This window comes from Streptomyces sp. NPDC059917, from assembly GCF_042730635.1.
Classification (GTDB): Bacteria; Actinomycetota; Actinomycetes; order Streptomycetales; family Streptomycetaceae; genus Streptomyces.
Genome location: NZ_JBHWLC010000001.1, coordinates 1 through 19,706 on the forward strand (window position 1 = coordinate 1; position 19,706 = coordinate 19,706).

Annotated in this window: 15 protein-coding genes and 6 pseudogenes; 12 read left to right on the plus strand and 9 right to left on the minus strand. The window is 69.3% G+C overall.

Features of this window, described 5'->3' with window-relative positions; translation table 11 throughout:
- Positions 1-35: 35 nt before the first annotated feature.
- From ACFWAR_RS00005 to ACFWAR_RS00015, 3 genes are all read right to left on the minus strand, one after another.
- Positions 36-509 (minus strand): hypothetical protein, encoded by a 474-nt coding sequence (locus tag ACFWAR_RS00005; protein WP_385771960.1) that lies wholly within the window; start codon positions 507-509, stop codon positions 36-38.
- 158 nt (positions 510-667) lie between these two features.
- Positions 668-1,186: a transposase gene (locus ACFWAR_RS00010; RefSeq protein WP_385771961.1), complete on the minus strand. Its 519-nt coding sequence runs from the start codon at positions 1,184-1,186 to the stop codon at positions 668-670.
- Between the two features lie 38 nt (positions 1,187-1,224).
- Complete coding sequence (locus ACFWAR_RS00015) at positions 1,225-1,503, minus strand: hypothetical protein (RefSeq protein WP_385771962.1); 279 nt, start codon at positions 1,501-1,503, stop codon at positions 1,225-1,227.
- 630 nt (positions 1,504-2,133) lie between these two features.
- Between ACFWAR_RS00015 and ACFWAR_RS00020 the strand changes: the two are divergent.
- A pseudogene (locus ACFWAR_RS00020) lies at positions 2,134-2,861 on the plus strand (IS5 family transposase).
- A 472-nt stretch (positions 2,862-3,333) separates the two neighbouring features.
- Positions 3,334-4,488 carry a S8 family serine peptidase gene (locus ACFWAR_RS00025; RefSeq protein WP_385771963.1) on the plus strand — a complete coding sequence of 385 codons (1,155 nt, stop codon included), beginning with the start codon at positions 3,334-3,336 and terminating at the stop codon, positions 4,486-4,488.
- Between the two features lie 679 nt (positions 4,489-5,167).
- Here ACFWAR_RS00025 and ACFWAR_RS00030 read toward each other — a convergent pair.
- Positions 5,168-5,686: pseudogene (locus ACFWAR_RS00030) on the minus strand (hypothetical protein); the annotation flags it as partial.
- A 26-nt stretch (positions 5,687-5,712) separates the two neighbouring features.
- Between ACFWAR_RS00030 and ACFWAR_RS00035 the strand changes: the two are divergent.
- Together ACFWAR_RS00035 and ACFWAR_RS00040 are read left to right on the plus strand one after the other, a co-directional pair.
- Positions 5,713-5,976 carry a hypothetical protein gene (locus ACFWAR_RS00035; protein WP_385771964.1) on the plus strand — a complete coding sequence of 88 codons (264 nt, stop codon included), beginning with the start codon at positions 5,713-5,715 and terminating at the stop codon, positions 5,974-5,976.
- A gap of 6 nt (positions 5,977-5,982) precedes the next feature.
- A complete protein-coding gene (locus ACFWAR_RS00040) occupies positions 5,983-6,789 on the plus strand; it encodes an aminoglycoside phosphotransferase (protein ID WP_385771965.1) in 807 nt (268 codons plus the stop codon).
- A gap of 124 nt (positions 6,790-6,913) precedes the next feature.
- On the opposite strand, the gene ACFWAR_RS00045 is transcribed toward ACFWAR_RS00040, so the two are convergent.
- Positions 6,914-7,576, minus strand: a complete 663-nt coding sequence (locus ACFWAR_RS00045; protein ID WP_385771966.1) for a helix-turn-helix domain-containing protein — start codon at positions 7,574-7,576, stop codon at positions 6,914-6,916.
- Positions 7,577-7,720: 144 nt separating this feature from the next.
- Here ACFWAR_RS00045 and ACFWAR_RS00050 point away from each other — a divergent pair, with 144 nt between their 5' ends.
- The gene (locus tag ACFWAR_RS00050; protein WP_385771967.1) at positions 7,721-8,707 is read left to right on the plus strand and encodes an alpha/beta fold hydrolase; all 987 of its coding nucleotides are present in this window, start codon (positions 7,721-7,723) and stop codon (positions 8,705-8,707) included.
- A 1,598-nt stretch (positions 8,708-10,305) separates the two neighbouring features.
- Here the strand turns inward: ACFWAR_RS00050 and ACFWAR_RS00055 are convergent.
- Together ACFWAR_RS00055 and ACFWAR_RS00060 are read right to left on the minus strand one after the other, a co-directional pair.
- Positions 10,306-10,743 carry an ester cyclase gene (locus tag ACFWAR_RS00055; protein WP_385771968.1) on the minus strand — a complete coding sequence of 146 codons (438 nt, stop codon included), beginning with the start codon at positions 10,741-10,743 and terminating at the stop codon, positions 10,306-10,308.
- Positions 10,744-10,834: 91 nt separating this feature from the next.
- Positions 10,835-12,202 carry a carotenoid oxygenase family protein gene (locus ACFWAR_RS00060; RefSeq protein WP_385771969.1) on the minus strand — a complete coding sequence of 456 codons (1,368 nt, stop codon included), beginning with the start codon at positions 12,200-12,202 and terminating at the stop codon, positions 10,835-10,837.
- A gap of 1,115 nt (positions 12,203-13,317) precedes the next feature.
- Between ACFWAR_RS00060 and ACFWAR_RS00065 the strand changes: the two are divergent.
- The 4 genes and pseudogenes from ACFWAR_RS00065 to ACFWAR_RS00080 all read left to right on the plus strand — a co-directional run.
- Positions 13,318-13,455, plus strand: a pseudogene (locus tag ACFWAR_RS00065) (RHS repeat domain-containing protein); the annotation flags it as partial.
- A gap of 97 nt (positions 13,456-13,552) precedes the next feature.
- Positions 13,553-13,630, plus strand: a pseudogene (locus ACFWAR_RS00070) (hypothetical protein); the annotation flags it as partial.
- Between the two features lie 16 nt (positions 13,631-13,646).
- Positions 13,647-14,132: a hypothetical protein gene (locus ACFWAR_RS00075; protein WP_385772174.1), complete on the plus strand. Its 486-nt coding sequence runs from the start codon at positions 13,647-13,649 to the stop codon at positions 14,130-14,132.
- 301 nt (positions 14,133-14,433) lie between these two features.
- Positions 14,434-14,751 (plus strand): hypothetical protein, encoded by a 318-nt coding sequence (locus tag ACFWAR_RS00080; protein ID WP_385771970.1) that lies wholly within the window; start codon positions 14,434-14,436, stop codon positions 14,749-14,751.
- A gap of 15 nt (positions 14,752-14,766) precedes the next feature.
- Here the strand turns inward: ACFWAR_RS00080 and ACFWAR_RS00085 are convergent.
- Positions 14,767-15,701, minus strand: a pseudogene (locus ACFWAR_RS00085) (IS5 family transposase).
- Between the two features lie 55 nt (positions 15,702-15,756).
- Between ACFWAR_RS00085 and ACFWAR_RS00090 the strand changes: the two are divergent.
- The 3 genes and pseudogenes from ACFWAR_RS00090 (at position 15,757) to ACFWAR_RS00100 (ending at position 17,515) form a co-directional block, all read left to right on the plus strand.
- Positions 15,757-16,260: an NUDIX hydrolase gene (locus ACFWAR_RS00090; RefSeq protein ID WP_385771971.1), complete on the plus strand. Its 504-nt coding sequence runs from the start codon at positions 15,757-15,759 to the stop codon at positions 16,258-16,260.
- A 38-nt stretch (positions 16,261-16,298) separates the two neighbouring features.
- Positions 16,299-16,550 (plus strand): annotated as a pseudogene (locus tag ACFWAR_RS00095) (RHS repeat-associated core domain-containing protein); the annotation flags it as partial.
- A 278-nt stretch (positions 16,551-16,828) separates the two neighbouring features.
- Complete coding sequence (locus ACFWAR_RS00100) at positions 16,829-17,515, plus strand: histone-like nucleoid-structuring protein Lsr2 (RefSeq protein WP_385771972.1); 687 nt, start codon at positions 16,829-16,831, stop codon at positions 17,513-17,515.
- A 660-nt stretch (positions 17,516-18,175) separates the two neighbouring features.
- Here ACFWAR_RS00100 and ACFWAR_RS00105 read toward each other — a convergent pair.
- Positions 18,176-19,606, minus strand: a complete 1,431-nt coding sequence (locus ACFWAR_RS00105; protein ID WP_385771973.1) for a lamin tail domain-containing protein — start codon at positions 19,604-19,606, stop codon at positions 18,176-18,178.
- Between the last annotated feature and the right edge of the window lie 100 nt (positions 19,607-19,706).

A 19,706-nucleotide genomic window follows, 5' to 3' on the forward strand; every position in this document is an offset into this window, starting at 1 on the left:
GCGGCTACCTGTAGCCGCGGGGCGGTTTGCGTGCGTCAGTCAGAAAATTGAATGACGTATTCCTCCAGGCTCACTATTGGGTAAATCTGACCCAATAGTTCATCGTAACGCTCTTGAACGCCTTCCCTCCCCTTGCGCCAAACACGTAGCGTATATTCAGTGTCTGGTTGCAGAATGAAGGAAATGTGTGGACCGTCGATGGTATAGAGCGTCGCATCCCCGCTGGTACTTCTGTATCGATCATGGCCCACGAGTTCGAATGCAGAGGCGGGAGGAACGGGTGGATTTTCCCCAACCTCGATTGTCACCAAGGGCTCATGAGTCCCCACCAGGCTCATGAAGCGGATAGCTCCTGGCGAAACCCGCACGGGAGTTGAATCCATTTCGAGGTCTGTCCAAGACAGCAGCGAACCAAAGCCTTTACCCGCAGGCGCGGTTTCGTTGATGCCAAAAATTGAACGATCAACCGGTAATTGGATAGTTACTCGATAAACAGGATCGTTCGACATGTTCCGATTTTAACCTCATGGAGATGTCGCCAGGGCGCGAGTTTCCTGAATTTTTTGGTTGCACCGGCGAGTGGTGCGGCACTCGCTGGACTAAGGCTTGTCCCGCAATTGATCTCTGGAGCATGGTCGGCTGCTTCGCAGAGACGGGACCGAGCCTGTTACTCGGCCCGGCGGAGGTTGTGCAGGCGGGCGATGCCGAGCATGGCGTGGTGGACTCCGTCACCCTTGAGGCGGCAGTCGCGCAGGATCGTCCAGGTCTTCATGCGCGCGAAGACGTGCTCGACGCGGGCTCGGACCTGCTTGTGTGGGCGGTTGTGCTGACGCTTCCAGTCGCACAGGTCCCCGCCAGCAGGACGGCGGTGGGGAATGATCAGCCCGGTTCCCGGATAGCCGCCGTCGGCAATCGTTGTAGTCCCGCCGACGGCGGCTTTTGCGCCGGACTCGGACCAGGCCTTGCAGTCGTTGCGGTTGCCAGGCATCGGACGACCCACGAGAACGACCTGGCGGCTGTCTGCGTCGATGACGACCACAAGCGACAGTGACCACGGGCGCCCCCGGCGTACCTCGTCCGCCCCCTCATGGCGAAGGACGGTGATCAGCTTGCGGAAGAGCTGCGGGCTCAGCCCGGTGAACGGGACTATCCACGAAGGCTCCGAAGCCATGATCACACCAGCCATACCAAGATCATGGCGGCGAAGATCACGCCTCCCCCAGCTCAGGAAGTTTCCAGCGCTGGGGGAAGGTTCGCGCTCGTGTAGGCGTCCGCGACGCTGAACCCACTGGCGCAAGTCGGGCACTCAGCACGGCCGAAGAGGTGCCTGATGCCCTCCGCGATGCGCTGTCGCCCGTCGCGGACCGCAGTGGCGTGCATCCAGCGGCCGGGGTCAGGAAGCCCCTCCACTTTGGCAGGCAGCAGCTCCCGCCGCTCGACGTCGCCGCGATCCCAGTCGCGGATGGCCGAGTAGAAGCCGTAGTCCCCGATCGCGATGGTCACCTCCGCCAGGCAGTGCGGACGGGACACCGTGTAGAAGTCGTCGGCGAAGTTCTCCAGGGCGGCACTCCAGTGGTACTGCCCCGCGAGCGCGAGCAGATCACCGAAGACCCGGTGTTACTCGGCAGGGCGGCTCCGCAGTCGCTGGTCCGCCAGGTCGCGCAGCCGGCTGAGCACCTCTGGACGGCCCGCGAGCAGGACTTCCCCGTCAGGATGCTGCAAGGCCCCGATGTCAACTAGCCAGAGGGCGGCGCCGCACTCTTCCTTGATCATTACGGGACAGCCCTTAGGACGTGTCGGACAAGTCGGTGGTGGGGCAGCTGCTGCGGGCTGTGCGAGACAGCCCCGTACGCTTCGCCTGGTGTTCCTATTCCGAGTAGCAGCAGACGGGCCTGACCCACTGATCGTTCACTTCGAACCTCTCGCCTGGGACGTAGTGGTCGACCCGGGGGACCACATACTGATCGAGTGGCCCGAGAGTTCTGCCGGTCCGGCTATGTCTGGGATGTTCTGCCATGAGCCGGGGCGCTTGACAATCGGGGAACCCAACTTCTTGCCTGATCAGGAGCGGAACTGGGCCAGGGTCTGGAACTCTGCAGGCGAAGAGATCACCTACTAGAGATCATTGACCTCGTGGCTGGCAGAGGTGAGTTGACGGACACGGCGTGGGAACGGCTAGAGCCCCTGTTGCTGGAGCACGTCCAGGTCCGCGACGACGCTGTGGGCCGGGGGGATTGGGCCGTCGCGATCGACTCCACGATCAACCGGGCCCACCAGCATGCGGCCGGCGCCCGCAAAAGGGGGATGCGGACGGGGACGAACTGGAGGATCCGGGCCGCTCGCAGACGCGCCAGGCCCTCGGCCGGTCCCGAGGCGGCCTGACCACCAAAGTCCGTCTCGCCGTCGACGGCCGGGGCCTGCTCCTGTCGATCGTGCTCACGCCCGGCAACGTCAACGACGCCACCGCGTTCGGCCAGGTCCTCGACGGGATCCGCATCCCGCGTGCCGTCACAGGCCGCCCACGCACGACACCCGGGCGTGTGCTGGGCGACAAAGCGTACTCCAGCGGCGCGATCCGCTACCTGCTGCGGCGCCGGGGCATCGCCGTCACGATCCCCGAGCGCCGCGACCAGGAGGCCAACCGCCGACGACGCGGGGCCCTCGGCGGCCGGCCGCCCGCGTTCGACCGAGCCGTCTAACGCGACCGCAATGCGGTCGAACGATGCTTCGCCCACCTCAAGGGGCCCTCGCCACCCGCTTCGACAAGCTCGCCGCCCGCTATCGTGCCGGACTCGTCCTGGCCTCCCTGATCCTCTGGCTCCGCGAGCCCACCAAGTGATCATTTGTCAGACAGGCCCTAGTAGTGGTCGCCGATGAGGGTCCCGGTGGCGCTGAGATCGGTGGCGGTCCGGGGCGTCGTATGCGTAGGTTCCCGCGGCGTCTTTGGTCTGGTTGCCGTCGGTGTCGTAGGTGAATGTGGTGCCGCGGCGCCGGTCGTGCTGGAACGGCTTCGCCGAGGCCGAAGGCCTCCAGCGCCCCGATGGAGCCGGACGCCGAACAGGCCGCCGTGCTCCTGGACGGCGCCGCCGCGCGCGGCCGCGCCCTCGCCGAACTGCGCCGGGCGGTCGACGGGGAAGACAGGGACGCGGTGCCGAGGCCCGACTGCGGAACCTGTCGTCGGCATGGATGTTCCTCAACCCCCGGGACGAGCTGAGGGGCTGTGCCCGGTGTGATGAGGTGGAGTGCGCGCGCGTTTGCAGCGTACGAACCATGGGAGGGGCACATATGCGGGGCACCATAGGGCGTCAGGGGGCGTGGCGGAGGGCGGCGGGCGTGATCGTCGCAGCGGGAGCGCTCAGCACGGGCGCGGTGATACCGGCGGCTGCAGATGCCGACCCGCGGGGCTACTTGACAAAGATGCGGGCCGAGGAGATGTGGAAGGTCGCGGACGGCACCGGTATCACGGTGGCAGTCATCGACAGCGGCGTCTCCGATCAGCCGGGGCTGAAGGGGCGGGTCCTGCCCGGGATTTCCTTCATCGAGTCGCCGGTCGAGCGCCCGGACATCACCTACCCGCCGAACGAGGACTTCGTCGGGCACGGAACCAGCATGGCCGCCGGGATCGTGGGCAACGGCTCGGACGGAGGCCCGCAGGGCCTTGCTCCCGGAGCCAAGGTCCTGCCGATCCGCACCGCCGTCGGCCTGCCGATGGCCTTCGCCGTGGCCGGCCAGACCGAAGAGGGCATCCGGTACGCCGTCGACCACGGCGCCAAGATCATCAACTTGTCCATCGGCGTGTACGAGGCCCGCGACGTGGCCACGATCGCGCCCGCGGTCCAGTACGCCCGCGGCAAGGGTGTGCTGATCTTCGCCGCGATGGGCAACGACGGTGCGGGCAAGAACGCCAACAACCCGATCGCGAGCCTGCCAGGGGTCATCGGCGTGGGAGCGGTCGACGCCGAGACGGCCAATCCGATGCCGTTCACCTCGCACGGGGTCTACACCGACTTGTCCGCGACGGGAAGCAAGGTGCAGCTGCGGTGCGAGGAGAACAAGGGCTGGTGCGTGGCAGACGGAGGCACCTCGTACGCGACCAGCCTGGCATCCGCCTCCGCCGCGCTCATCTGGTCGGCTCACCCTGGCTGGACCGCCAACCAGGTGACGCGTGTTCTCCTGGAGACCGCTGGTGCCCCTACCGACGGCTCCAAGCGCACTGACCGGATCGGCTACGGCGTTGTCCGCCCCCGTATGGCGCTGCTCGAACACAAGGGAGACCCTGGGGCTGCTGACGTCGATCCCCTGGATGCTGCGCCTCCCGCGAAGGCTCCCTCCCCCGTCTCCAGCGCCGGCCCGACTGCCGGGGTGCCGGCGGCATCTGCGGAGGAGGCGTCCAGCTTCCCGTGGCAGTGGCCGGCCCTCGGCGCCGGCCTCGCCGTGGTCCTCGGCCTAGGCCTCACCGTGGTCGTCAAGCGTCAGAGGTCGCGCTAGGGCGTGTTTCGAAAGTCCCTCCCCCAGCTACCGCTGGGAGGTGCCCCCGGGCTCGCGACGCCTGGTACCGCGCCTCGCGGCGTTGTCGGAACGCCCGATAGCGTCCAGTAGGCGTGCGATCCTCCGCCGTGCGATCTTCCCCTCGGCCCTTCGGGCCTGGGGAGACCCCATGGCACCAGACGCCGCGAGCCGCGCCCTTCGGGCGCCCGGCGCCACTTTCGAAACACGCCCTAGGAGTGTGCGGCGCAGTGAACGCGACGCCCGCCGGAGTCGGGCGGACACCCCAACCCGGCGCGCCCGGACCCGGCGGGCGACGGGCCGCTACTCGCGGGTCGATCCCGAGATGAGGTCTTGGCGGGGGTGGTGGTGGACGCCGCGGCCGGACGGAGTCGGGCCGCAGTCTTGGGGGTCCTCGACGGGCACGACGCCGGTGTGCTGGGAGGCCGTGCTGCCGCTCGCGGCGCGCGGGTGGCGGCTGATTCCTTCAATCCGAACCGCGACCCGGAGGACCTGGCGCGTCACCGCGCAGGAGGTCCGACTCAGCGCGTTGCGCGGCGCGTACCCGGTCATGGGGTGGTGCGGCACAGGGGGGCCTGTTTGCCGTGGACAAAGACCGAGAGTTCGGCGAAGGCCTACTCAGGGCCCACGCCCTCCGCCCAGCCCAGTCCAGTCCAGTCCAGTCCACGTTCCATTCCCGTGGCAGGTCCTCGTTGCAGAAGACGCAGACGAAGTCCTCCTCCCGAACGATGTTCAGCTGATTGCAGGCGGGACAGCGCCGGAACACCACCTCGTGGGTGAAGCCGGGCGGGTGCTCGATCCCGGCTGCGTCCAGAGCCCTTGCGACGGCCGACCACGAACTGATGTCCGGGCAGAATCCGGTCGACTGGTTACTGACCTCAGCGACCACCCACTGCCCGGACTCTTCGCGGAAGCTCATCTCCCCGGCACCGAGCACGGGGCCGCCGCCGGCACACACCACGTGCTCGCTCCGGCGCGGCGCGAGCCGCAGCACACCCGCCGAGTCGATGACGAACGTGAAAGGCTCGGCCAGCTCCACCGCAGCCGGAGAAGAAGCCCAGTCGGCGAAGTCGGCCGCCGAGGGGATGCTTCGGCCCTCGGCCTCCGGCCGGACAAGAGCCCGCAGATCAGGCGGCCCCACATACCGATAGCTCCACCCCAGCAAGTTCACGCCGGCCAACGTAACCCGGCCGAGACCCTGATCGCTTGGACAGCGTGCTGCTGTACGGAATCGCGCCGGACCGTGCCCACGTGCACGGCTGCAAGCGGTACCCGACCAATTCCGGGAATGCGCCGTGCGCGGCGGTGGCGGGAGGTAGCTTCCCCGGCATGACGATGATGCTGCCCGATCTCAAGCGTCGCCCGACGTCGTCCCCGAATCCGGGGAAGCCCACCACCGCGCCGACGAGGCCGGACAAGAACCCGCCCATGCCTCCGAACGACCCGCAGAACCCGCCGAAGCGGCCCTGACCGGCCATGCGTGTCGATCGGGTCCCGTACGGGGAGCTGCCCGCGGCGACGCGGGCGGCGCTGGTCGCGCGGGTCGGGGCGGGTGAGGGGGTGCCGGTGACGGCCGGTTCCGGGTCGGCGTTCGCGTCCTGGTTCTGGCCGGGCGGGGTGATGGTGTTCGTCAAGGGGATGCCCGTGGACCACGTGGACGCCGATCGGTTGGAGGCGGAGGCAGCCATCGCCGCGTTCCTGCCGCCCAGCGCTCCGAAGGTGCTGTGGCGGGAGTCGGCGGGCGGGTGGCTGTTGGTGTGCTTCCAGGGCCTGGTGGCCACGCAGTGGACGTACTTCGGCGACGACGGTGACCACGTCGGGTCGGTGGCGGCCGTCCTGGCCGAACTCAGTGAGCACCCGGCGCCCGGGGTCGTCACGATGACGGCGTGGGAGCGATGGGGGGACTACTGCGACCCCTGCGATGAACCGCTGCTCGTCGGGGACCGGCTCGTGCACTCCGACCCGGCCGGGTCGAACTTCATGACCGAGCCCGGCGGCCGGGTCTGGATGATCGATTGGAGTTGGGCGCTGCGGGGCCCGGGATGGGTCGATGCCGCACTGTGGGGTTTCCGCCTCGTGCTGGACGGACGGCAGACACCGCAGGAGGCGGCCCGGTGGACCGCGAGGATTCCGGCGTTCGCGGCGGCGCCCCGGGAAGCGGTGGCGGTCCTCACCCGGGCCGAGGCCCAATCGTGGGAGCACGAGCAGGCCAAAGGCATGACGGAGTTGGCTGACACCATCGCGGCGGCCCGCGCCTGGGCGGAGCACTGGGCAACGCCGTAGCACGGCGCAGTCCTGGGTGCTGTGGAGCACCGCAGCCAGCGAGCCGACGAAGGACCGGCTCGGTAGCGGTCACCGGCAGAGCCGGACGTCCTGGCGAATGGGACCGAGCGAAGCAGTGCGGTTGTCACCGACGAGGCGCGCGGCTTGTCGGTGCTGCTTGTTCAGCGGCCTCTCTGTCATCGGTCCCGAGGCCTGCGGCCGGAGGGGTGCGTGGCCGTGGGCGTTCTCCTTGGGGCCCGAACATGATCAGGTACTCGACCGGTCCGGTGGATCCGGCGTTCGCGACTCCGTGGGGGGTGCGGGTGTCGAACTCGACGACGTCCCCGGCGGTCAGGATGAGGTCTTGGTTGCCGAGTGCGAGCCACAGCCGCCCGTACAGGACGCACAGCCACTCGTAGCCCTCGTGGGACACCTGTCGGGGCCGTCCGGGCGACTGTGCGACGGCGGGCAGGACGTGCTTGTGGGTGTGCAGGCCGCCGACGTACGGGGTCAGCGGCATCACCGCTTTGTCGTCGCCGAAGCTGTGCGGCGCCGTGCTGCGGGCCTCGGTTGCAGGGGCGGGTGCGGTGCCGGCCAGCTCGTCCAGGGCGACTGCGTATTCCTTCGCCAGATGCAGCAGCACTTCCAGGGTGGGCTTGCGCCGGCCGGTCTCGATCCGCGACAGCGTGCTGGTCGAGATGCCGGTCGCACGGCTGACATCGGCCAGTGTGACGCCACGGCGCTCGCGCACGACCCGCAGCCGCGGCCCCATCGCCGCCAGCGTCTGGGTCACGTCGTCACCTGCCATCGTCCCCGATCCTTCCCGTCGTGCCGCTTGACCACCGTGTGCTGCAACCTTGCCAGAATGGCAAGGCTGATCGCGCCGAGGGGCCGCGGCGCCGCATGATCGACGGGTTCCGCCGACCGCCCGCGACCCGAGGAGAAGTCCCTTATGCGATCCGAGCCGACCGCCGCACTCCGCCACCGCACTGTCGAGGCCCCGGCCGGGCGCCTGCACATGGTCGAGCAGGGCAGCGGCCCGTTGGTCCTGCTCGTGCACGGCTTCCCCGAGTCCTGGTACTCCTGGCGCCGCCAGCTCCCGGCCCTCGCCGCGGCCGGCTACCGGGCGGTGGCGATCGATGTGCGCGGCTACGGCCGTTCCTCCAAGCCGGAGGCGATCGATGCCTACCGGATGCTGGACCTGGTGGAGGACAACGTCGCCGTCGTGCGCGCCCTCGGCGAGGAGAACGCGGTGATCGTCGGCCACGACTGGGGCGCCAACATCGCCGCCACCTCCGCCCTGCTCCACCCCGAGGTCTTCCGCGCCGTCGGCCTGCTGAGCGTCCCCTACGCGCCGCCCGGCGGCCCCCGCCCCACCGACGTCTTCGGCCAGATCGGCGGACCCGAGCAGGAGTTCTACGTCTCCTACTTCCAGGAGCCCGGCCGCGCCGAGGCAGAGATCGAGCCCGACGTCCGGAGCTGGCTCGCGGGCTTCTACACGGCCCTGTCCGGCGACACCATGCCCGCCCAGGGCGAGCCCGACCCGCACTTCGTCGCCCACGGGGGCCGGCTGGGCGACCGTTTCCCCACGGGGGTCCTCCCGGCTTGGCTGAGCCAGGACGACCTCGACGTCTACGCCGGGGAGTTCGAACGTACAGGGATCACCGGCGCCCTCAACCGCTACCGCAACATGGACCGCGACTGGGAAGACCTCGCCCCGCACCGCGGAGCCCCGCTCGAGCAGCCGTCCCTGTTCATCGGCGGCGCCCTGGACGCCTCCACCACCTGGATGTCCGACGCCATCGACGCCTACCCCACCAGCCTCCCCCACCTGTCGGCCTCCCACCTCCTGGACGGCTGCGGCCACTGGATCCAGCAGGAACGCCCCGACGAGGTCAACCGCCTGCTGACGGGTTGGCTCGCCACGATCCACAGCTGAAACAGGCGGGCCACCAGAGCAGCCTGGCGGTGCGTTTCGGGCGGGCCACGCCGAGGTGACGCGTGCCGGTCTGCTCGGTGATGCCTGTCCTGTCGCATCGCATCTGTCCGTTAGCGAGCCGCCGACCTGCTGGGATGCCAGGCAGTTTGAGAAGACGGAGGCTCGGGATTCTCAAACGACCTGGCTTTCGTGGAGGGTGCTTCTCAGAATTGCCCGAGGCGATAGCAGGTGAGACAAGTATGAAGGGACCGCCGGTACCCCGGTGTAACCGGTTGTCAGTGCTGTTCGGCAGGCTGCGCATGTGACGAATCGGCACGAGCACCGCGGCGCCTCCAACTGGTCCGGGCTGCCTCCGATGGCCAGAGAGCTGCTCGTGGCAACCGAACGGGACGCCCCGCACATGCGTACGGGAGCGCTGAGGACACCCCGCCGTACCTGTGCCAGCGCCTGAACGAGGATCCCGAGGCGCAGGCCGAGGCACTGGGAATGCTCGATATGTCCGTGCTGCACCAGGGGTCCCTGTACAGCTCCATCCCGCCGGCCGCACTGTTCGCCGCAAGGATCCTGACCCAGCCGTGCGTGCCTGCGCCGCTCTGGCCACCGGATGCGCGCGCATGCCCCGCGCCACCGCCGTCCTGCTCGAAGCCCTGAAGAACCCGGCCGAGGCAGATCACTGGTTCCCCGACCCCCTCCCCCGATCGACGGCTGGCTTCGCTTCACCCGCCTGCAGGCCGTCCTTGACCGTGTCGACGCCTTCGAGGACCTAGCCCCGGCGGCCATGGCCCTGATGCCGCTCGCCGGCGACTACTCCGTCGACCGCGATTGGGGTCCGCTGCTGGTCGAAGCATTCCCCGTCAGCTACAGCCCTGGCCTGCAACTGTCGGCCGCGCAACGAGAGTTTCTGCAGGCCGTCACTGCCAATGACAAATGCTGGGGAATCCCGCCGTGCCCTGGGCGTCAGCCGTCTCGTCCGCCACGTAGTGATCTCCGGTCCGTCAGGTGCGTGCAGGTAGAACGCAGTTCACCCTGGCCAGTTAACGGCGGGAACTCTCGGAGATACCGCCCCCGTCCAGCAGGCGCTCGGTACGCACCGCCAGGTCCCGCGCGAGCGGCCCGGATGTCTGCGGGAGCCACGGGTGGGCAGTCAGGGGGGCCACATGGTGTGCGCGTGCCGTCGACGTACCGGGGGCTTGGCGCATGCCGTACGTCAGCCCGCGCAGCCACGTGACGGGGTCCCAGCCGGTCAGCTGTCGGTCCCGCATGAACAGGGTCGTCGGACCGCGGCGGGGGCGTCCCGCCTGCAGATGCAGGAGGACGCCCTGGGGGTCGGTCCTGGGCGCCGCCTGCGCCGTCGTCCGCAGTTGCTCGAAGAATGCCGCGCGATCCTGCGCGGGGAGCAGCGGCGAAACTGCGGCCGGCCCCCTCCGGCGCGGTGCTGACGATCCGGTTCGCGTCCATCGCCGCGGCCAGCGGGCCGATGATCGCCGCATCCGCGCCGAGCCCGGCCAGCCGCCCTCCGGATCCCCGGCCGGCCCCGGCCCGCGCCTCACTGTGAGCAGTGTGGCTCGGGCCGGGCTGGTAAAGGGCCTGCGGGCTGGTCAGGACAGTTCGCGGACACCGAGCTGCTGCACGAACAGCAGACTGTCGGCGTTGGCCCAGTACTCGGCGAGCATGCCGTCCTTGACCAGCAGGGTGTCGGTGCCGGTGAAGCGGACCCGGTTGCCCACGGCGTCCTCGGACGCGCCCGGGAACCCTCCGGCGTAGGTGCCTTCGGCCGCCCAACGCACCACCAGGAAGTCGTCGGTCGCGATCGGACCCACCGTGATCTCGAAGCTGAGGTCGCGCAGGATCGTGTGGATCCCCGCCACCCACCCGTTCAGGCCCTCACGACCGTGCACCGTGTCGTCGCCGGAGCCGGTGATGGGGGCGGCATGTGCGACGAAGTCAGCGGCGATGATCTTGTCGGTCAGGGTCAGGTCGTTGTTCCACAGGGCCTTCCAGGACTCGGCGAGCAGGGCGTTGGTGGAAGCGGACATGGCAGTTCTCCTTGGTAGTTACGGGTTAACGGGTTACGTGCAGGGACATGCGTAGCCGGGGTCAGGCGGTCACGCGCGCCGGACACCTTGGTCAGGCCGCGGTGCCGTCCAGGTCCGTGTCGGGGATCCAGGAGCCATGGATCCCGGCAGGCACCCGTCGGGGCAGGTGGACCACGGCGACCTGCGCGAGGCCGGAGGCATCGACGACCAGGAGCTGCGAGGCGTCCTGCTTGAGGTCGGAGACCACGGTGAGCAGGTAGCCGTCGTCCTCGCGGGTGGCGCCGGCGGCGGGGACGAAAACGGCCTCGCTGGGCAGCCGGGCGTCGCCGACCTGGAGGATGCGGCGGGCGCCGGTGGTGCGGTCGTACTTGGCGATGCCGTAGCCGCCGAAGCCCTTCTCGTCGGGGAAGGAGACGGCGTACTGGTAGCGGTTCTCGACGCCCAGATAGTTTTCGTTGAGGGTCGGGAACTCCACCGCGAGGTCGTCGATGATCCGCTCGTCCACGGTGCCGGTGGCCATGTCGATGACCCAGCGGCGGATGTAGGAGCGGGTGTTGGGTTCGGTACCGCGCCCGGGGGCACCGACCCACCAGTTCCAGGACAGCCGGAAGCCCTCATGGTCCACGGTGGGGCCCTCCAGGACGATCCGGCCCTGGTCGTCCTCGTAGGCGTTGGAGACGTGCAGCATGTTGCCGGGCTCGACGGAGAACCAGCGGATGTGCCGGGCGCCGTCGACTCCCCGTGGCATCACACCGATCCGCGCGGGCTGTTCGTCGCTCCAGCCATAGGGGATGCCGGAGTGCTCGGCCGGGTCGAAGGTCACGTTGCCCTCGACGAAGACCACGTGGCCGCGGGTGATGGCGAAGTCGTGCTTGAGGGACGCGCTCGCTCCGGGGACCTCCGCACTGTGGACGATCTCGCCCTCGGCATCGGAGACGTAGTACATCAGGAAGGGCGGGAAGGGCGAGGACCCGAAGAAGTGGAGTTCACCCGTCACCGGGTCCTCCTTGGGGTGCGCGGTCATCACGCCGCGCAGCTTGCCGCCGAAGTCGAAGGCGCCGACCGTCTCCAGCTCGGGGGTGACCTCGAAGGGGAAGTTCGCCTCGCACAGTGCGAGGAGGCGTCCGGCGTGCTCGATGATGTGGGTGCCGGCGGGGCTGGCGGTGAAGTCGGGTCCCCTCTCGGTCATGTAGGGGGCGCCTTCAAGCGCGGGGGTGCGTACCCAGCGGTTGCGGTACCACTCGGCGCGCCCGTCCCGCAGGCGGATGCCGTGGACCATGCCGCTGCCCTTGAACCAGTGGGTCGGGGTGATGCCCGGCTTGGGGTTGTGGCCGTTGCGCAGCAGACGGCCGGCCAGTTCGGGAGGCAGGGCGCCCTCCACGACGAGTTCGGTGGCGGTGATCTCGTCCGCGACGGGGGTGTAGTGGCCGGTCAGGTACGGCTTCTTCTCAGCTGTCATGACGGGGTTCTCTTTTCCGGGGTGCGTTTCGACCTGCTCACGGTGTGATGCGGCGCGAGGTGGTGGGGCACAAGCCGGCCGGGAGCGGTGCGGTGGTGGACTCGAGGGCGGACATGGGCGGTCGGTGCACCGATACGGGCGTCTGGTGGGCAGGGAACAGTGCGAGGAGCGCGGTGGCGGCCAGCGCCACGCCTGCGTGTGGACTCCCCCCAGCGGGACACCGCACGTTCCGTCCCCGCCCCACACTCCCCGGTGCACTGCACGACTCGGGGGGCGATCAGCGCACCGGAGGCTGCGGCCGGGCCCGCACCGCCCTTGAGGACCCCACGAACAGCGCGGGACCGGCGATCAGCGTCCGGCGGCGACCGAGGCAGAGCGGCCGCCCGTACGATCGGCGTGGCGCCCATGATGACGCGCCGTGCGGCAGCGGGCACGGCGCCGAGCCGGGTGGCGGGCGATGCCGGGGCGGTCTGTGAGCGTCCGAGGTCCATGCCTCACACGATCGTGCGGGCCGGTGTCCACTTTCCAGCCTCCCGGACGCCCGGCACTGCCCACCCCTGTCCACGGCTGTCCACCGCACCTTCTGGCGTTCCGGATCAGCAGACTGCCTGGCCCAATGTCGACGAGGACGCCTACCGGGACATGGCGGACGCGCTGCGGGAGTTCGCGGAGGACCTCGAGGACGACGGGCAGCTCGCCAACAACCACTTCGAGCGGCTGCTGTCCTCCGGCAAGGGCGAGTCCATCGAGGCGCTCAACGCCCACTGGAACACCGCCAAGGGCAAGCACTTCAAGGACATCGCCGGGGCCGCCCGCACCATCGGCGGAGCGATGGACATGGCCGGCACTGGAGGAGATGGCCGCCGACCTGGTCGTCCAACTCGGCGCCATGGCCCTCGGCCTCCAGGACGGCGTCGACCTCGGCCAGACGAAGAAGGCCGGCCAGGACGGCTTCGACAGCGGGGTCCAAAGCGGCAAGGAGACCTTCCACCTCGCCTCCGCGGGCGACGGCGGCGGCAAGGGCGACCACGTCGGCCAGACCCTCCCCAAGGCCGTCAAATCCCCTGGGGCGCAGCACGCTCTTCGAGCGGGACGGGCAGGGCAACGTCACCGCGATGGTCGCCCCCGACGGCGTACGGACCACGGCCGCGTACAGCGCGCTGAACCTGCCCGAGCTGGTGACGGAACGCGGCGGGACCACCTGGCGCTATCGCTACGACGACCGCGGCAACCTGACGGAATCCACCGACCCGGCCGGACGGGTCGATCGGCGCCTGCACGCGGGACGCGTTCGGGCGGGTCGTCACCGTCACCGACCCCATCGGCGGCGTCGTCCGGCAGGGGTGGACCGTGGAAGGCCGGCTCACCTGGCGCGAGTTGCCCGACGGCACCCGTGAGGAATGGACCTGGGACGCTGAGGGCAACCTGCGCGCACACCGACCGGATGGGTCGCGTCACCACCCACACCAGCGGGCACTTCGACCGGCCCCTGCGCACCCGTACCGGCGGGCTCGTCCTCGCTGTCGAGGTCGGGGAGGGCCGCAGCGGCGAGGCCGCGCCTGGAAGCCCGGATGCGGATCCACCCGGCGGGCATGTCGAAACGAGCTGCGGCGTCGACGTCGTCAGTGCAGCCGAGCACTACGAATCGTCCCGAGGCCAGGTTGAGGCTTGCCTCGACGACGTGGTCGAAGTCGCCGCTGTCATCGTCGGGCTGGTCTGCGAGGAGATGGACAGCAACTGCCACGGTGGAGTTGACGTCTGTGCCGATAGCCAGACCGCCTTCAGCGACTCCGAGCCCGTCCAATACTGTCTGCGCAGTCCACACATCGCTGAAGTCGGCGTCGGAGTCCTCGTCCAGGATGTGGATCTGGAAGTAGTCCGCGAAAAGTTCAAGGTTTGTCGCCACGGGGGCATCGTCGCTGCTGCCTGATGACGGCAGGGTGGCGGGGTGGGGTTGTCTTCCGGCGGGGCCGCCGGGCGGGTGTTCCGGGCGGGATCACTCGCCCGTTTGGAGAGATTCCGGCTGATCGTTGCAGGTCAGACGGGGGTGTCGGTGCTCGTTGTCGACTCGGACGGGGCTGTTGGTGGAGCGTCAGCTGCGGGCCGGCCAGCTGGCATGTCCGCTGTGCTCCTCGGCCTTGGCGCCGTGGGGTCATGGCCGGCCTCGGTCGATCCGGGGGGATCTGGGGGCCCGGCTGTTTCTGCGGCCACGCCGGGCGGATGCGGCCGTAGTGATCGGGGCCGGGCTGGAGATAGCCGCCCTGGGCATGGGCCACCGCCAGGTCGCCGCCCACCTCGGCCTGGCCGACAGTACGGTCCGTGGCTGGCTGCGGGCGTTCGCGGGGCGGGCGGAGGCAGTACGCCGCCACTTCACCGTCGCTCTGGTCGCGCTCGCGGACGACCCCGTGATGCCGAATGCGGCGCCGTCGGCACTCGCCGACGGCGTCTCGGCGGTCGCGGCCGCCCATCACGCCGCCGCGACGAAGTGGCCGCGCATGCTCACGGTGTCGCGGTGGGAGAAACGGAGCAGCAGATCGCGGAGCAACTAGGACTTGTCCGGCCGATCATGTACGGAGCCAGATGGTGAGGGCTGCGGCGGTGGCGGTGCCGAGGTAGACGTAACGGCGCTTGTCGTAGCGGGTGGCTACAGCCCGGTGCTGCTTGAGCCGGTTGATGGCTCGCTCGACGGTGTTGCGTTTCTTGTACCGCTCCTCGTCGAAGCCGGGTGGCCGCCCGCCTCGCGAGCCTTTGCGCAGACGGGGCGCGGCCTGACTGTCGGCCTTCTCCGGGATCGCGTGCCGGATGCCCCGGCGCCGCAGGTAGTTCCAGACGGGCCCGTTGCTGTATGCCTTGTCGGCCGCGACGCTGTCCGGCTTCTTACGAGGCCTGCCCGGTCCCGTTTTCGGGACTCGGATCTTCTCCAGCACCGGCTTGAACTGGGTGCAGTCCGCTCGCTGACCTGGTGTGACGATCAGAGACAACGGGCGGCAACGGCCGTCCGCGCTCAGGTGGAGCTTGGTCCTGAACCCGCCTCGCGAGCGGCCCAGGCCCTCACCTCCCGCACCACGTCCACCAGGCGGGCGTGCAGACTCTGCCACGGCGTTTCGTCCTGATGTTCTGACCCTTCGGCCCCCTTTGAGGCGGGCGCCGGCGGCGGGTTGGTGCGGGCACCCGCCGCATGCTGGTGCGCCCGCACGATGGTGGAGTCGACCGAGACGTCCCAGTCGATCTCACCCGCCGCGTCCGCCGCGGCCTGAACCTGCTGGAGCAGACGCTCCCACGTCCCGTCTGCTGACCACAGTCGGTGCCGTTCGTAGACCGTCTTCCACGGCCCGAACCGTTCGGGCAGGTCACGCCACTGCACCCTGGTCCGCACCCGGTGCAGAATCCCGTCGATCACCTGCCGGTGATCCCTCCGCCTGCCACAACGCCTGTTGCTGACCGGCAGGAACGGTCGTAACCGTTCCCACTCGGCATCACTCAGATCTCCCCGCCCCATGCCCACTGCAACGAAATCGGCATGCCGTGGAAACGCCCGTCTTACGCTATCGGTCATGCCCATTCACAACCCGTCGTTCACTGTCGACGACGACGTCGAGGTGCCCAATCCCGCCTCAGGCGAGGTCTGGACCGTCGGCGCCGTCATCCTTAACCAGGACGGCCAGGCCTTCGCCCAAAAGCGGAGCCCAGACCGTCGCCTGTTTCCCGATACCTGGGACATCGTGGGCGGCCACGTCGAGGCTGGGGAAACAATTCTGGAGGCTCTCGCACGCGAGGTTGAGGAGGAGACCGGCTGGCGCCTGACCCACGTGCGGCGGTTCCTTGGCACCACAACCTGGACAGGGGACGACGGCGGTGGACTCCGTCACGAGGCCGACTATCTCGTCGAGGTCGACGGCGACTTGGACCACCCCACGCTGGAATGGTCCAAGCACTCTGCCTACGACTGGTTCAACCCCGACAACCTCGCCCGCCTCAAAGAGAACCGCAGACCCGGAGAGTTCTTGATCCACGACCTCATCACACGGGCCATCGGTGATCGCCCGGACAGGTCCTAGTCGCGGACCGGCGGTCCACGGACTCGGCGGGCTCCACCGACCAGCGGTTCTTCGCGATCGTCACCGACCTGGTGGGCAGCCCCACCGAACTGATGACGCCGGACGGAACCCTTGCCTGGCGGGCCCGCAGCACCGTCTGGGGCGCCACCCAGTGGAACAAGCACGGCACCGCCTACACCCCGCTCCGCTCCCCCGGCCGGTACTTCGACCCGGAAACGGGCCTCCACTACGACCTGAACCGCTACTACGACCCCGACCTCGGCCGCTACCTCTCGCCCGACCCGCTGGGCGGACAGGTCAGGTGGTCCCTGGACGAGCACGGGCGCCCGTACGAGATGAACGCCATCGTCACCCGCAACATGCTGGACGAGGGCACCCACGCGCGCGGAACGATCCACCCGCCCGGCTTCGGGCACCGGAAGGACGCCGACGGGAATCTCCTGTTCGATGAGGGGGAGAGCAGCACCAATCCCGCCCACGAAGAACCCCGACCCCAGGCCCAAAGCCAAGCCCCAGCCCAGCCGCACCCCCGGCCCCACCGCCGTCCGTAGCCGTTCGTGGAGTCACCATGACAGCCCTCGCCGCCCTGACCTCGCTCTGCCCGCCTCCCGAGTCCGTCCTCCCGGTCCCGGACTGGAACGCGATCGAACGGAAGCTGGGCACGGGGCTGCCCCAGGACTACAAGGACCTGGTCGACCGCTACGGGCCCGGCCAGTTCTGCGGCTTCATCTCCCTCTACCAACCGCACGGCGCCGGGCAATGGGCCGACCTGACCGGCCCCATGCCCGCACGGCTGCGCGAACGGATCGAGGAAGTCCGGGGCAGCGCACGCACCCCCTGGCCGCTCCCCCACGCCCCACAGCACCTCTTCGCCATGGGGAGCACCGCCAACGGTGACTACCTCTTCTGGGTCACCCAGCCGGACGGCGTGCCCGACGCATGGGCCGTCGCCGTCAACGAAGCCCTGCGGGCCCCCTGGTTCACGTACCCCGGCACCCTCACCGAGTTCCTCCTCGCGGTCCTGACCGGCACCACACAGGTCCCGATCTTTCCCACCGACCTCCTCGCGGGAGGCCCCGAGTTCACCCCCGCGACCGCGCGCCCCGCCCCCACCACCCGACCCCCGTCCCGCGACCCCGTCGACTCCAGCACCGTCCGTGCCTGGGCCCGCGCCAACGGATACGACGTCCCGGACCGCGGCCGTATCCCCGTCCAGATCCTCGACGCCTGGGAAGCCGCCCACCCGGCCTCCTGACTAGTGCGGTTCGGGAGCCGGCCACGACTGAGTCGGCCTTCTCTGACGGTCCAGAAACTCGATCAGTCGCGACTCCGAACGCAGAAGCTGTTCTCGCTGCTCAAGCGGAAGAGACGCGAGGAGATCGAGCAGGACTCGCTTCCGCGGGACGTGCACCATGCTGCCGGAGTAGATCCGGCATGTGGAACACCAGGCGAGCGCGATGCACCGCTCGAACGACGAGGACTCGGGTGGATGGAAGCGGTACTGGTACGCGCAGACAGTCGTTCCGCAGACCGCGCAGACACGTCGATCGGCGTAGGGAATCGTGTCCCAGCTTCCGACCTTTCGCCAATGCTGTCGCCCGGCGGGTGCTCTTCAAGTCGTCATGGCGAAGATCCGTTCGGAATCGAGTACGGGAGCCCACTGTCCCTCGCACCTGGCTGGATGGTGGGCGTCCACCTCGAATGGAACCCCGCCTCCGCGAGCTTGGCCCCCGAGGACCACACATGCCCCACCGGCCCCTGGCACCCGCACCAGCTCAGCTACCAGTAGCACCGGGACACCCGGCCGACTAATTGTCTACCCGCCCGCCCCTCGGCGTGGGGAGTATGTCGAGGGATACTTCCCGTTCGATGAGGCGGGCGGCTCTGGAGCAGCGGCAGTGCCTGCGACGAGGGGTCAGCAGGTGATGGTGCCCCTGCGCAGGGCGTGGCCGCCGTCGTTGGTGTCGTCGGACCAGTAGACGGGCTTGGAGCCCGCCACGCATTCGCTAGAACCGGCGAGGGAGAAGCCCTCGTTGTTGTAGTTGGGCATGCCGGTGGGGCGGTTGTAGACGGCGGTGGTGGTGAAGGCGCCGGTGGCGCCGATCTTCAGGGTGCGGTGCTGGCCGTCGCAGGTGTTGTCGCACACCGCCCACAGGCGCGCGGCCTGGGGTTCCCACTGCAGTTCCATCACTCCGGCCATGCCGCTGCTGATGGAGGCGACGCGGGTGTAGCTGCCGGAGTCGGCGAGGACGTAGCCGTAGATCGTGCCGGTGCCCTCGACGCCGACGAAGAACACGCCGCCGCTGTGGGCGCCGTAGCGGGCCGGGTCGTAGGCCGCTCCGGTCGAGGCGTCCTTGAAGGCTGCGCCGGTGAGGTAGGTGTCGGGGACCCAGGTGATGCCCTCCAGGCCCAGGTTGGAGCCTGTCGCGGGGAGATCGGAGGTGAGGTTCCACTCCTTGGACGCGGTCAGCGACGAGCCGGACGCGGTGACGTCGTACTTGAGCACCGACAGGCGGCTCGTGCCGGAGGCGTCGCCGTTGCGTTCGCTGGCGACGAATGCCCCGCCGGTCGCCCCTGAGCCGGTCAGGGTGACGCCCTCGCTGTCGGGACTGCCGGAGCCGCCGGTGAAGCGCAGGGTCTTGCCGGAGGACCATCCGTTGCTCGTGTCCGGCTTCCAGCCGGTGGAACCGTCACGCACCAGGCGCCACAGCTTCCCGCTGTTCTGCGCGCCCCACAGCACGTCGCCCTCCTGGTAGAGGCCGCTCAGATCCTGTCCGAACACGTTGGAGGCGTCCGCGGTCGTCACGCTGTTGCTGCCCGGCCACGCCACGGGATCGGTCGAACCCCCGCCGCCGGAGGTGCCGCAGCCGTTCGGGGCGCCCAGGGTCACGGTCGCCGCCTGCTTGACGGCGCCGGTGCCGTCCGGGCAGCGCGACCAGGACGGGTCGGAGTGCTGGCTCCAGGAGAAGCCGTCGACCAGGGTCTTGCCGTCGGCGAGGTAGAGGCGGGCCTCGTCGGCGGAGCCCAGGCCGAACTTGTCGTGGACGTCGAACGCCCGGTACCCGCCCGCCGCCAGAGTGGTCCCGGAGGCGATCTTGTAGGTGTGGCTGTTGTCGTCGTCCCTGAGGATCCAGCCCGAGACGTCGATCGCGGCGGTGCCCTTGTTGAACAGTTCGATGGAGTCGTTGACGTCGCCGGTGGTCACCACCTCGTTGATCCGGATGTCATCGGCGACGGCGGCGTGCGCCACCGGCACACCGCTCAGCGCGCCCGCGGCCAGCAGCGGGCCGGTGACGAGGAAACGGGCGAGAGCGCGACGCCCACGGCGGGCGATCGATCGGTTCACGGAATTCCGTCCTGACATGGTCATGGGAAGGACGGCCCGATCATTCCGGCCCAGGACCAATGGTCCGTCTCCGCCAAGAGGACAGCCCGTAAACGGTAGG